At 72.7% G+C, this 12715-nt stretch carries 14 protein-coding genes; 2 read left to right on the forward strand and 12 right to left on the reverse strand.

Annotation, left to right across the window (positions count from 1 at the left end):
* Positions 1 to 3 precede the first annotated feature (3 nt).
* Entirely contained in the window at positions 4 to 225 is a 222-nt protein-coding gene (locus tag GWK16_RS03375; protein ID WP_170052529.1) for a hypothetical protein, read from the forward strand.
* Here the strand turns inward: GWK16_RS03375 and terL are convergent.
* The 12 genes from terL to GWK16_RS03435 form a co-directional block, all read right to left on the reverse strand.
* Positions 222 to 1667, reverse strand: coding sequence for a phage terminase large subunit (terL, locus tag GWK16_RS03380; RefSeq protein WP_170052530.1), 1446 nt, complete (start codon positions 1665 to 1667; stop codon positions 222 to 224). The two genes, GWK16_RS03375 and terL, sit on opposite strands and share 4 nt — an antisense overlap.
* Positions 1645 to 1959 (reverse strand): hypothetical protein, encoded by a 315-nt coding sequence (locus GWK16_RS03385; protein ID WP_338144389.1) that lies wholly within the window; start codon positions 1957 to 1959, stop codon positions 1645 to 1647. Before GWK16_RS03385 ends, terL begins: the two co-directional genes overlap by 23 nt.
* On the reverse strand, positions 1956 to 4235 hold the full coding sequence (locus GWK16_RS03390; protein ID WP_170052531.1) for a glycosyl hydrolase family 28-related protein: 2280 nt from the start codon (positions 4233 to 4235) through the stop codon (positions 1956 to 1958). Before GWK16_RS03390 ends, GWK16_RS03385 begins: the two co-directional genes overlap by 4 nt.
* Positions 4236 to 4280: 45 nt before the next feature.
* Positions 4281 to 4721, reverse strand: a complete 441-nt coding sequence (locus GWK16_RS03395; protein WP_170052532.1) for a hypothetical protein — start codon at positions 4719 to 4721, stop codon at positions 4281 to 4283.
* A complete protein-coding gene (locus GWK16_RS03400) occupies positions 4721 to 6598 on the reverse strand; it encodes a hypothetical protein (RefSeq protein WP_170052533.1) in 1878 nt (625 codons plus the stop codon). The genes GWK16_RS03395 and GWK16_RS03400 overlap by 1 nt, the downstream gene beginning before the upstream one ends.
* 3 nt (positions 6599 to 6601) lie before the next feature.
* Positions 6602 to 7171, reverse strand: coding sequence for a hypothetical protein (locus tag GWK16_RS03405; RefSeq protein ID WP_170052534.1), 570 nt, complete (start codon positions 7169 to 7171; stop codon positions 6602 to 6604).
* A 172-nt stretch (positions 7172 to 7343) separates the two neighbouring features.
* Positions 7344 to 8177 (reverse strand): phage capsid protein, encoded by an 834-nt coding sequence (locus GWK16_RS03410; protein ID WP_168042183.1) that lies wholly within the window; start codon positions 8175 to 8177, stop codon positions 7344 to 7346.
* 326 nt (positions 8178 to 8503) lie between these two features.
* Positions 8504 to 9244 (reverse strand): capsid assembly protein, encoded by a 741-nt coding sequence (locus GWK16_RS03415; RefSeq protein ID WP_170052535.1) that lies wholly within the window; start codon positions 9242 to 9244, stop codon positions 8504 to 8506.
* Between the two features lie 7 nt (positions 9245 to 9251).
* On the reverse strand, positions 9252 to 10661 hold the full coding sequence (locus GWK16_RS03420; protein WP_170052536.1) for a portal protein: 1410 nt from the start codon (positions 10659 to 10661) through the stop codon (positions 9252 to 9254).
* 4 nt (positions 10662 to 10665) lie between these two features.
* Positions 10666 to 10905 (reverse strand): hypothetical protein, encoded by a 240-nt coding sequence (locus tag GWK16_RS03425; RefSeq protein WP_170052537.1) that lies wholly within the window; start codon positions 10903 to 10905, stop codon positions 10666 to 10668.
* A gap of 161 nt (positions 10906 to 11066) precedes the next feature.
* The gene (locus GWK16_RS03430) at positions 11067 to 11507 is read right to left on the reverse strand and encodes a hypothetical protein (protein ID WP_170052538.1); all 441 of its coding nucleotides are present in this window, start codon (positions 11505 to 11507) and stop codon (positions 11067 to 11069) included.
* Positions 11504 to 11878 carry a hypothetical protein gene (locus GWK16_RS03435; protein ID WP_168042178.1) on the reverse strand — a complete coding sequence of 125 codons (375 nt, stop codon included), beginning with the start codon at positions 11876 to 11878 and terminating at the stop codon, positions 11504 to 11506. Before GWK16_RS03435 ends, GWK16_RS03430 begins: the two co-directional genes overlap by 4 nt.
* Positions 11879 to 12060: 182 nt before the next feature.
* Between GWK16_RS03435 and GWK16_RS03440 the strand changes: the two genes are divergently transcribed.
* On the forward strand, positions 12061 to 12711 hold the full coding sequence (locus GWK16_RS03440) for a S24 family peptidase (RefSeq protein ID WP_170052539.1): 651 nt from the start codon (positions 12061 to 12063) through the stop codon (positions 12709 to 12711).
* Positions 12712 to 12715: the final 4 nt, after the last annotated feature.

Consider the following 12715-nt stretch of genomic DNA (forward strand, 5'->3'; position numbering starts at 1 on the left):
GCGATGTGGAATGAGCCGTATCTCGAGACCTGCTGCCGTTCGGCGCTGCACCGGCTGACGCTGGTGGGACCGCATGGCCGGCCGCCGGGCCTCAAGGACGGGCCCTGTCTGAACCGCCTGACGTCGATGGGCCTGGCCCGGCCGCGCGAGGACGGCCGGTTCGAGATCACCGATGCCGGCCGCGCCCGGCATGCGAGCGAGATCCTGAAGAAGCAGGCGGCCTAGGAACCGCGCCAGGGCGGTGACGCCACCGGCCGCGCCCCGCGCACCAGGCGCACCGGTTCGGCCAGCAGGCAGCCCGCCACGGCATCGAGCGCATCGTCGCGCACCCCCGCCGCACCGGGGCGCCATTCCGCCATCTCGCCGGCGAAGGGCGTGCGGAAGACGCTTTCATGCGCATGCAGGCGCCGCGCGGCGAGCGCGGGTTCGAGTGCCGCGAGGATGCGGTCCTCCTTCGCGCGCACGCTGGCGTGCTCGATGACGGTGCAGGCGACGCCGGCGCGCGACAGTTCGCGTCGCAGCAGCGCGGGCAGGAAGCGGCCGAGGCCGTTGGTCTCCACCCGCACCGCCGGCAGCAGCGTCTCGCGCAGGATCTCGGCGACGCGGCGGCATTGCTGTGTCGCCGGGTCCTCCGCCGCGGCCGGGTCATGCGTCAGGTAGGCGAGGCGATGGAGGAAGTGATGCCCCTCCCCGTCCGCATAGGTTGCCGCCAGCACCGAGGCATCGCCCGATCCGGGCCTGCCATAGGCCGGATCCCAGAAGGCGCCGCCCGAGACGAGCCGCCGGCCCAGCAGCGTCAGCACGCCGCGGCCCTGCGCCTCGCGATAGTCGGGTTCCTCGGCGTAGCGGACGATCGCCGCAGGATCGAGCCGCGCCGCCCCGGCCGCGACGGGCCGCAGCAGCATCTGCCGCTGGAACTGCAGCGGGCCGACGCGATCGCGGAGCGACGCGACGACATCGCGCGGAAAGCGCTCGGGCCAGGCGCTGTGGCCCGCCGCGTTCACCACCGGCACGGCAAGGCGCCGGTAGCCGCGCAGGAAGGCACCCTCCTCCTTCGGGTGGCGGTAGAGGCTGTCCTCGCAATGCGGCGTGCCGACGAACAGGATCGTGCCGCCCGGCACCAGGATGAACTCGGCCTCGGCCAGGCGTTCCCGCAATTCGGCGCGCTTGCCCGGCGTGTCGCAGTTGCCTGCGACCTCGACGTCGTCGCAGACGATCACCTCGGCGCGGCTGCCGGTGACATTTCCGCCGATGCCCTGCGCCAGCATCGACGGATCGCGCAGCGCGCCGTCCCGCGCGACGGTGAAGCGGTCCGATGCCCAGGTTTCCGCCGCGTCCGGCAGCAGGTGGCGGCAGAGCGGGTGCCGCTCCACGATCCGCCGCACCGAGGCGACCATCTTCACCGCCAGCGGCTGGTCGGCGGCGAGGACGAGGATGCGCGTCTCGGGCCGCCGCGCCAGCAGCCAGGCGCACCACAGCCCGATCAGCGTCGACTTGCCGCAGCCGCGGAAGGCCATGAGCAGCAGCCGGTTCTCCCCGGCCGCGCCGCGCGCCTCGAGCCAGCGGGCGATGCGCCGGTGCACGGCCGGCGTCTCGTGCTGGTGCCGGCGGTTCCAGATCCAGACGAATTCGAGGAAGCCTGCGTCAGCATTGCTCCTCTTCCCCATGCGGGTCCTCCTCAGGGAAGGCTGCGATGGCCTGGCGTGCCTCCACCAGGATGGTCGCGGCGTCCTCCGCCGCACTGCCGTCCGCACCCATCAGGCGGCCGATCTTCACCAACGCCTCGACATGCGCGAGGGCGGCACGGCAGGCGGCGTGATGACCGGCGAAGGCCTTGGTGTCGTCGCCGGTCCCGGGTTCGGGCCCGGCACGGAGGAAGCGCAGGTAGTCCTCCATGACGACATCCATGGCGGAGCGGAGATCGGGACCGCGAAGGGTGACCTCGCGGCGCCCCGTCACGTCTTCACCACGCGCGCGCGGACGGTGCCGGCGGCGAGGTCGACGGCGACGGCTGTCTTGTTCCAGGCGGTGACCGTCACGACGTCCGTCGCGCCGACCTGCGCCATGAACACCAGGCCCGAGGTGGCGAGCGAGAAGGCCGCAGACGCGAAGTCGCCCGGCCGCGCGCCGGGGATGGTGACGTTCACCGCGGCCGTCCCGCCCGCCGCGATGGAAGGCGGGTCCCAGGCGGCCTCGGCCACCAGTTCCCGCGTGCCATGCGGCAGGTTCGGCTGACCATAGATCAGCGTCGGCGCGAAGAGCGGATCGCAGGCCAGGCGCATCGAGCGCAGCTCGTAGTCGCTGCCGATGCGCGCGACGCCGATGATGGCGTAGGCGACCTCGGGCGCGAGGCGCACCACCTGCGGGCGGGTCAGCGTGGCATCCGCCATGTCGGCGGCACTCTGGTACCAATAGGCGGTCGGGTTCCAGGTGAGCGACTGACCCGAAGCGCGGGCCCGCGGCGTGCCGGAATCCGTCAGCAGGTTGCGGCTGGCGTCGAAGCACATCACGACCAGACGCGGCGCATCGGCATCGACCGCGAGGGCGAATTCGCGGCAGCCCCGCGCATCCACCACGAAGCCGAGGCCGCGGCCGCCGGTCAGCAGCACACCGCTGTCGGTAAAGGCATAGGACGCCAGCGCCGGGAAGGCGAAGTCCGCCAGCGTCGCGATCGAGCCCGACACGTTGGACGACAGGCAGGCGAGTTTCTCGAAGCCCCATTCCGTGTTCGACCAGCGGATGCGCGCGGCGCGCAGGTTCGGCACGGCGCCGATCTCGCGCGTCGCCTCGCGGAAGGCCGCCGACTGGTGCGTGGCGCGCACGACCGAACCGGTCCGCGTGGCACTCGCCGGATAGTCGATGTCGACCAGGTAACCCTGGCTCGCCCAGGCGACCTCGTAGACATGGTCCTGGGCGCCGGCGGTGTGGCGCGCGACATGGGGGCTGCACCCTTCCATGCGCACGGCGCGGGCCCAGACGGACCGGCTGTTCACCTCGATCAGGAAGGGAATGCCGGTAATCGGGCGGTCCCTCGCCTGCAGCTCGAAGCCCGGCCCGTCGAACAGGTGCCGGTTGTGCGCGACATAGGCGCCGGGCGCGGCGGACAGGCGCACGCCGTAGCGGTCCTTGTCCGTGTGGACCGAGGAGCCCAGCGCGAAATGCCCGCCATAGTAGCGCACGGAGGTGTTCCACGCGCCCGCCGTCTCGGTGCGGACATCGAGGCCGATCTTGTTGTTCACGATGCGGCCGAGGTTGATCGTCGTGTCCTCGAAGCCGCGTTCCACGCCCTGGGTGCGGATGCCGATGGTGAAGCCCTCGACCTGGCGGATCTCGACGAAGGAGGCATCGAGGTTGCGCATCACCAGGCCGATATCGGCCTCGTTCATCCAGTCGGAGATGCTGGCGCGCAGCACGCGCAGCCCTTCGTAGCGCTTGGCGGCGTTGCGCGCGGCAGCGCCGTCGCCCAGCGTCAACGCCGCCTGCCCGTCCGGCCCGGCATAGAGGATGGTCCCGCGCATCACGAGGCCGGCGGCGCCACCGCCGAGGACGAGCGGCTGCGTGGTGCGGAAGGTGCCCTCCCCGATCTCGAGCGTCTTGCCCGAGGCGGCGGCGGCGGCCATCGCGGCGGCGAGCGCAGGCCCGTCATCGGTCACGCCGTCCCCCGTCGCGCCGAAGTCGCGCGCCGTCAGGCGCTCGGCGAGCTTGTCCTCCACGCTGCGCGGCACGCCGCCCGGATAGGGCACGCCGAGCAGCCCGGTACCGCGGTCGAAGACCGTCACGTCTCCGGTGGAATCGAAGCCCAGCACCCGGTTGGCCCGCGCACCGCGCAGCGGCAGCACCAGCCCGCCTGCGTCGGTGGGGTCGAGCCGCATCGCGCTGCCCACGTCATCGGCCACCTGCTGCAGCGCGGCGACCTGGTAGTCGAGCTCGTCGTTCAGCGCGCGGGCGCGCAGCACGCCGTTGTTCTGGAAGTCGGTGGTGCGCGCGATGGCGAGCCTGCGGCGCAGCGTCACCTTCGCCCCGGCCTGCGGTGGCGCGTCGAAGACGACGCTGCCGCCCTCGGAGGCGCCGGCCCCGGTCACGGTCGCGCCGCCGGCCAGCACGGCGCCGTCGATGCGGATCTCGAGATCGGCCGCGTCGAAGATCGGGAAGGGATAGGTGAACGCGGCCAGGACGCCGTCCGCGACGTACTGCACGCGCGGCGCGACATCGCCGATCGTGATGTGTTCGGCCATCGGGATCCTCGGTGTGTCTTGGGGTTGGGGCGGCGGCGCCGCGTCTCAATCGAGCAGGTTGCGCACGGTGCCGCCGAGCGTCTGCCCGGCCCGCAGGAAGGCGTTCACGCTGCCATCCGGCGCGAGCAGCGACCGCCGCCCGGCCGCAAGCCGCGCGCTCATGATCGCGGCTTCCTCGGCGGTGTCCTGCGCCGCGTCGGTCTTGAGGCCGGCGGCAAGCGCGGCCGCCGAGCCTTCGTCCGGCGACACGCCGCCTGCGCCCAGCCTGGCGCGCGCCGAGGCCAGGGTGCGCGCCAGCGTGTCCCGCCGCTCGCGCGCCTTGGCGGCGAGTTGCGCATCGCCCTGCTGCTGCTGCGCCGCCTGCTGCTGGCGCAGGTTCTCCTGCTGCACCTGGGCGGCAACCTTCTGCTGCTGGGCCTGTCGGACCTGGCCGTAGACGGTGAGGCCCGCCCCGGCGAGCGAGGCGAGAGAGGCGAGCTGGGCCATCAATCGGTCATCCTGATCTCGGTGGTGACGGAAAGCAGGGTCATCGGCAGCGGCACCTCGCCCTCGATGCGCCAGAGCGGCCGCAGCCGGTCGCGCCGCCAGCCGAGGCCGCGCAGCGTGACGTCGCCGGTGAAGGGCGGCGGCGCCGCATCCAGCACCGGCGTATCGAGCCGCCGGAACGACAACGGTTCCGCCCCGCGCCCGAGGTCGACGGCAAGCGCCGGCGTCCCGAGCAACCGGAAGGTCACGGCGACGAGCCGCAGCGGCCCCGTTGCCGCGCCGGCCGCGGAGATGAGGTCGGGCGGGAGCGGCTCGACCTCGTGCCGGTAGGCGAGGCCCACCTGGACGGAGGAGGCCGCGTCCTCGAGCGTCACCGCGCCGTCGAGCACGCTCGCCGCCGCGCGCGGCACACCGTCGGCGAGCACGCCGACGACGCGCCCCTCGAGATGCCCGAGCCCGCTCCATTGGTCCTGCGGCGTCGGCGCGGTTCCGGTCAGCGCGGCGTCGAGGCCGAGTTCCGCATCGAAGCGTTCGAGCGCGAAGGCGCCGTCGCGTTCCGTCACGGCCCAGACGACGCCCTCGCTTTCCGCCACGGCGCGGAAGGCGCCGTCGGTCTCCTGCCGCGTCCAGGCGGTGACCTGCTCGGCGCGGTAGATCGTCAGCGTGCCGATCGACCCGTCCGCCATCACCAGGTGCAGCAGCCGCGCGCCCTGGTCGTACGCGACGGACACCGGCACCGAGACGATGTGGCGCGCCAGGATGGCGAGGTCGTTCGCCTGGTAGGTCTGGCTGACGTCGGTATAGGCGAACTCGTAGACGCCTTGCCCGCTGCGCGCGACGAAGACGGTCGATCCGTCCACGTCCACCGGCGGCATCAGCCGGTCCACCGGCGACCCCACGCGCGTCTGCCGGTTCAGCTGGATGCTGGCCGGCGTCAGCGGATCGCCGGTGACCATCCACTCCGCGCCCGAGGTGAAGACCTGCAGGTGCCGCCCCGAGAAGACGCCGCGGATCGCGTTCACCTGGTCCGAGACCAGGCCGAACTCGATTGCCTCGTCATCCAGCCCGGTGCCGGCGTCGAAGTTGAACAGATCCCCGGTGCGCGACAGCCACAGCCGGTTCGGCAGGTCGCGCGACCCGCCGACGACCAGGCGTTCCTGATGGAAGCCGCAACTCACGGGCCAGCCGCGCGCGCCGCTGAAGGCGGCCTCGTCCCAATCCGCGGTGGGGCCGGCGACGGTGAGGGCGTCCTCGACCACCGCGCTCGCCTGCTGCGCGGTCTGCAGCGCCGTGACCACCAGCCGCTTCCCCGCGATGCGCAACCGCGCGCCGACATGGCCGGGCTGGAAGAAGGTCGCGCTGGTGAAGAGCGTGACCGTCCCGCTCGTCGCCGTCGCCTGCAGCGTCATCGCCGGGTCGGCGAAGCGGAAGAAGGGCTCCGCGACGAAGGACCAGGCCGCGATCGTCCACCCTGCGGTCGTGCGCGTCACGCGCTGCGGCGCCATGTCGGGATGGGTCAGCAGCAGCGTGTCCGCACTCTGCGTGAAGCCGATCTGCGGCAGCATGGCCGTGGTCCAGGGGCCGGCCAGGCTCGCCACCGCGGCATCGCCCTGGAACACCTGCAGCGTGCCCGCGGTCAGGACCATCAGGTAGGTCTGCTCGGTGTTGAATTCGAAGGCGATCAGGCGCGCAGGCCCCGGCAGCGGCGTCACGTGCCGCAACCCGGGCCGTCGCGTCACGCCGCCGGTCGGCTGGATGAAGACGTTGCGGAGGCGCCGCGCCCCGTTCTCGAAGGCGCGCAGGTCGCCGCGCCCGAGCAGTTCGGGCGCGAGCTCCCCCGCGGCGAAGGATGTCTTGGCACGCTTGACGGCGGGCATGGCTCAGCCCCGCACGTCGATTAGCGGAAAGCCCTCGAGCACGCGCGCGCTCGCCTGCTGGCTGTCGGCCTGGCGCGCCTGGCGCAGCTCGGCCTCGGCGAGGCGGTGCAGCATCTCGGCGCGGGAGGAGTTCTCGGTCAGCGGGATGCAGAACTCGGCCGCAAGGCGCGCGACCAGGGCCGAGGCGAAGTAGGGCGGGAAGGCGCTCTCGTCGGGGCGGAAGACGTAGGTCAGCGCGACCTCCCCGGCATCGGTGAACAGCCGGTCCTCCTGCAGGCGATAGACGATGCCGCGCGCCCGCCCGGCGGCGCCGGCCGACAGCGCGCGCAGGAAGCCGCCCGGCAGCTGGAAGGCGTTCGGGAAGTCGGCCCGCGGCACGGCGGCGAGCCGCCCGAGCGCGGCCTGCGCCGTCGCGAAGGACCAGGGATAGACCGACAGCAGCGCGTCGCGGATCCCGGGATAGAGATTGGCCGCGACCTCGGCCTCGGCCGTCCCCTCGTCGAGCGAGGCGACCGGCTGCGCGCCGATCTTGAGCAAGGCGCGCGAGCAGAGCGCGAGGGCGGAGAGCGCCATCGGGGAAGACCTCCAACGAACGGGGAAAAGGAAGACGGGGGGAAGGGAACTTCCCCCCGTGCCCCCCAACCTTCTTTGTCTTCTGGGGACTGACTTCGGCGGTCAGTTCCCATGTCGCAAAGAAGGTTGAGGGGGGTCCGGGGGGAGAAGTTCCCTTCTCCCCCCGCCCTCATCACTCCTTGGCGCGCATCCGCACGACGCCGGTGGCGTCGATCATCACCGCGCCCTGCGACATCATGTTGTTCACGAAGTGCGCGGCGCGGTCGCCGTGCCAGGTGATGTCGGTGACGACCTCGCTCGCCACCGCGTGGCCGACCGCGGTCTTGTGGTAGAAGTAGCAGTAGCGGAGCACGCCCGCCTTGGTCAGGCCGGAATGCGGCATCCAGGTCGCGCCGAGCCAGCGCTTCGCCTGCGTGCCCTTCCACGGCAGCGCGTCGTCGCCGACATATTCCGAGGACGCGAATTCCTCGATCTGCAGCAGTTCGGACCACTGCTTCCAGCCGACCACGGCGAAGCGGTTGCCGTCGTCCGGCACATCCGCGGCGCCGAGCATCTCGAAGGCCATCAGCACCTTCTGCTTGGTCAGGCCGTCGGTGTCGGTCAGCCCCGTCCCCGTCCCCGTCGCCACCTGCGTCGCGGTGTCGAGGGCGGCGATGATCAGCTCATCCGTCTTGCGGCCGAGCGCATAGGCGCCGGCATTCGCGATGACGGTGCGTTCGTCGATGTTGGTCTTGATCTCGTCGAGGCGGTCGATCCACTCGCCGGCGTAGTAGTCCTGCAGGAAGCACTCGGCGTTGGAGAATTCGAGGTTCATCACCGGCACGACGCCGTTGCGCGCCTTGGCCGCCGCGGTGCCCTTGCCGATGCGCGGGAAGATGGTCGACGCGCCCTTCACGTTCGACTTGGAACGCACGGTGGGGCGCAGCTTGCTGCCCTGGCGCTGGTAGGCCTCGGCGACCTCGGCCTCGAACTGCTTCACGAAGGCCTGCTCGATGGTGCCCGACATGCGGGGTCCCTTTCGTCGTTCGGATTGCTGGGGGATGCGCCGGCGTCCGGTTGGCCGCGATGCGGGCCGGGCTGCGGCGCGGCGCGCGCGCCCCGGTGGGGTTGTGCGCGCGCCGGAAGGCGATCGGGGCGGGCGGCGCTGCCGCTTCGGCAGGCGCGCCACCCGCCCCTTCTGGCCCCGGCGCCAGGCGCGCGGGGCCGCCGGCGCGGCGAGCGGCGGGAGGATCCACTCGAGCCGCGCCGGAAGGCCGGCAGTGCTTCAGGCGGCGCGCATCAGCGCGCCGAGCCCGCGACTGCGGCCCGCCCGTCGTCCGGCGCCGGAGGGCATCACGACGCGCTCACGAGCCGGCGGAAGCCCTCGGTCACGCGCTTGACGAACTCCGGCTCCCGCGTGCGCCAGTAGCGCGGGTCGCGCATCATCGCCCGCAGCTCCGTCTCGTCGGAGGCGGACGGCGCCTCCCCGCGATGCGCCAGGCCCGGCTCCTTCGCGTCCATCATCCGGTGCAATGCGATCACGCCCTCCGCCGTGGTGGACAGCGCCTCCATCACAGGCGCGGGCAGGTTCGCGCGGCCCCAGGCGCTGACCTGCGCGGCGATGCGGCGGAAGCGCTCCTCGCCGCCGAAATGCTCGCGCAGCTTCTCGACCTGACGCTCGGCCTCGAACTGGCTCGCCGCCTCGGCGATCAGCGGCAGCAGCCGCTCGGCCGCGAGGTCGTAGACGAGCTGCGCCTGGGACGGCGTGAAGCCCGCCTCGTGCAGGCGCTGGTTCACGCCGGCATCGGCGCAGCACAGCTCGTGCTTCGGCTCGATGGCGTACTCCTCGGGCGTGTCCGGCACGCCGATCGCGCGGCGGAAGCGGATGCGATCCTCCTCCGGCGCATCAGGCGCGGGCGGCGCCAGGCGCTGGGACAGGCGCTTCTCCAGCTCGCGATAGGATTTCAGCAGCGCGTCGATGCGGACGGCGCCGGCCTCCTCGTCCCAGAACTTCTCGGGCACCTCGGTCGGACGTGCGCCGCGGGGATCGGCGCCATCATCGGCCAGGGCAGTCTGCAGCAGGTCCTCGGGCATGAGGCGCTCACTCCTTCTCGGCTTGGGCGGGGGGATTCAGGACCTCGGCGGGCGCGCTCAGCGTCCGGCCGAGCCAGCGGGCGGCGGCGGGCAGGTCGACCTGCGCGAGGGCCTCGGGCCCCATGGCGCGCACCGCCTGCAGGAACAGCAGCGTGTTCGCCGCATCGGCGCGCCCCTGCACCTGCGCGAGCGGGCTGCGGTAGCGCAGCACCGCCTCCCGCCCGTCGAGTAGCAGCGGCGGGATCTCCCCGCGCCGCCGCAGGATCGCGAGGCAGCGGCCGACAAGCGGCGTCAGCAGCTCCGCCTGCAGCCGCCCATAGGTCGCGCCGAGGAGCCGCGCCGTCTGCGCCGAGCGTTCGAGCACCTCGGTCGCCGTCATGGTGTCGCCGCGCTGCGGCCCGAGCCGGTCGGCCAGCAGCGCACCGCGGATCCGCTCGCGCAGATCCGTCAGCACCAGCTGCGAGACGTCGAAGTTCCCCGGCGCCGCGAGCGGCGTCAGCCCGGAGGACCCCGGCGCCTTCGGGATGATCGCGCCGGGTTCGAGCCGCACCGTCGCCGGGTTCAGCACGCCGTCGTCATCGGCCTGCCAGATCCCCGTCGCGGCGATGGAGGCGTTCTTGAGAACGAGCTCCACCACCTTGTTCGCGGTGCGGATGTCCGGCAGCGCCTTGGCGACCGGTCCGCGGCCATAGGCCTCGCCCGGCGCCTTCAGCCAGCGGAAGGCGATGAAGGGGCTCTCGGCGAAACGCCCCTCGGCGAGCACGGTCAGGCCGCGATCGCCGGCCAGCACCGCCATGAAGCGGTATCCGCCGCGGTCGGGCCAGACGGCCTCGACGACGCGATGGCGCGGCGCCTCGGCATCCTCCTCGGCGCCGGGCTCGATCGGCGCGCCGGGATAGCGCGCGGCGAGCGCCGCGCTGCCCAGCCGCGCGGCGCGGAACACGGTGTCGAGCCGCCCGGAGGGACCTTCCTCGAGCACCGCCTCGCGCAGCGGCACGGCGGTGAAGCGCAGCGCCGAAGCCTCGCCCACCGGCGCTTCCTCGACCAGCAGCACGCCGGTGCCGGCGACCACCAGGTCGAGGAAGGCCTGGTGCATCTCGAGCGCGAAGTTCGAGCGGTCGAAATGCCCCTGCAGCGTCTCCGCCGCGTCCTCGAGCGCGATGGCCGCGTCGTTGTCGCCCTCGACCGGCCGCGCGGGGGCAAGGCCGAACCAGCGCGACCAGGGCGGCGTCAGTTCCGCGAGCAGCGAGGCGGCGAGCTGCTCCGCCGCATCGGCGGCGGTCGCGTCGAAGATCGCCACGCGCCCGCCGGTCGCCGGCGGCAGCACGTGGTCGTAGCAATCCTGCCACAGCGCATCCTGCGCGCGGCGGCGGTCGAGCGCGCGGGCATGCCGCGCAAGGATCTCCTCCGGCGTCATTCCCTCACTCCCCGAGTAGCGACTTGCGCGTCGCGGCGATGTCGGCGCTGGCGCCGAGCAGGCCGCGGGCCGAGGTGGCGATGGTGCCGGCCAAGCCGCGGCGCGCCCGGTCGCGCGTCTCGGTGCGGGACGCGGCGGCGGTCTCCTCGGCGGCCATGGCGGGGGTGGGCGCCGCCTGGGCCGGCGCGGCGGCCGGCGGGGGCGCGATGACGACAGGCTTCGGGGCACGGAACAGGCCACCCATGCGCGCGCGGCTCCTCTCGACGATCGGTGGAAGGGATCCCGGTCCCCCAAAAAGCCGCGGGCCCGGCCTTCGCTTCGGAAGGACGGGCCCGCGCAGTCGATGGGGGGAACGGGAGGAAGACCTCCGGGCGCACTTCGCCCGTTGGCGAGGAGGGAGATAGCCTAGGTGCCGGACGGGGTCAAGACTTTTTTCCTATTTCCTGCAAGAATCCTCACCAGGCGCCGGCACAGCCCCCAGGGCGTTAGGGCGAAGGGCGCCCCGGCCCCGAGCACGGCCCGGCAGAGCCCGACGCAAGACATCGGCAGCAGGCCCGGCAGGCGCACCGGGCGCGCCGGTCCGGGATGGAAGGGCCCCACCACGACCAGCCCCGCGCGCTCGTAGAAGCCCGGCAGGTCATAGGCCGCCGGCACGGTCAGGCGTGCGACCAGCAACCGGCCGGACAGCGGTTCCACCACGGTCCAGCCGGCCTCGTCGCGCAGCGCTGCGAAGCAGTGCCGGAAGCCGCGCCGCAGCAGCCGCAGCCAGGGCTGGTCGGCCTCCCCGCCGAAGGCGATCCAGACTTCCTGCCCGGCCTCCCGCGCCTGGCGCAGCCGGGGGGTCATGCGACGATCCCCTTCACGCGCAGCGGCCATTCCAAGCGGTTCATCGCCTCGCGCCACTGGGCATGGTCGGCGCGTTCCGAGGCATGGCGCGGATCGGGGGCGGCGCCCCGTTCCCCCCAGACACGCATCACGCGGGCGTGGATCAGGTCGATCCGCCGCTGGCGGTACAGCCGGTCCAGGCACTTGATGACGTCGTCGGGCTCGCAGGGCCGGACCTTCTCGCCCTTGCCGGCGGTGACCCGCGCGCCGTCGCGGCGGGCGATCAGGGCGGCCATGGTCCAGAGCCAGGCCTCTTCGGCCGATCGGAACGGTTCCGCGGCGGCGATGCTGCCGAAGCGGGGCGCGTGGGCGGTGCGGGGAGCAGGGCGCATGGGGGTCTCGCCTGTGAGGAGAACAATACAAGAACGTTAACCGCCATGGTTGCGCCCGGCAAGACAAAAAAGGAAAATGTCCCTATTGCAATCCGACACCAGACCTAGGATGTATTGCCCACGACTCGGGACGACATCTGGATTCGCGTCCTGGGTCCGGCGGAACGGAACATCAGCCCAAAATGCGGCACGACGACATCTGGCGCGCTCTCGACGCCCTTGCGGCCGAACATGGCCTTTCGGCCTCCGGCCTCGCGCGCAAGGCGGGGCTCGACCCCACGGCCTTCAACCCCTCGAAGCGCATCGGCGCCGACGGCCGCGCCCGCTGGCCCTCCACCGAGAGCGTCGCCAAGGTGCTCGACGCCGTCGGCCGCGGCGTGGAGGATTTCGCCGCCCTCGTCTCCGGCGCCCCCGCCCTGACCCGCGGTTCGAGCCGCGGCGGCGCGGGCCGCCGCATCCCGCTGATCGGCCTCGCCCAGGCCGGCGGCGACGGATATTTCGACGACGGCGGCTATCCCGTCGGCGGCTCCTGGGACGAGATCTCCCTGCCCGACATCGGCGACCCCAACGCCTATGCGCTCGAGATCTCGGGCGAATCCATGGAGCCGGTCTTCCGCGACGGCGACGTCGTCATCGTCTCCCCCGCGGCGCCGGTGCGCCGCGGCGATCGCGTCGTGGTGCGCACCGCCAAGGGCGAGGTGATGGCCAAGGAACTGCGTCGCCAATCCGCCAAGCGCATCGAGCTCGCGAGCCTCAATCCCGCGCATCCGTCCTACAGCTTCGAGCTGCCCGAGATCGCCTGGATGCACCGCATCGTCTGGGCGAGCCAATAGGCCG

Source organism: Neoroseomonas marina, from assembly GCF_012927745.1.
Taxonomy (GTDB): Bacteria; Pseudomonadota; Alphaproteobacteria; order Acetobacterales; family Acetobacteraceae; genus Neoroseomonas; species Neoroseomonas marina.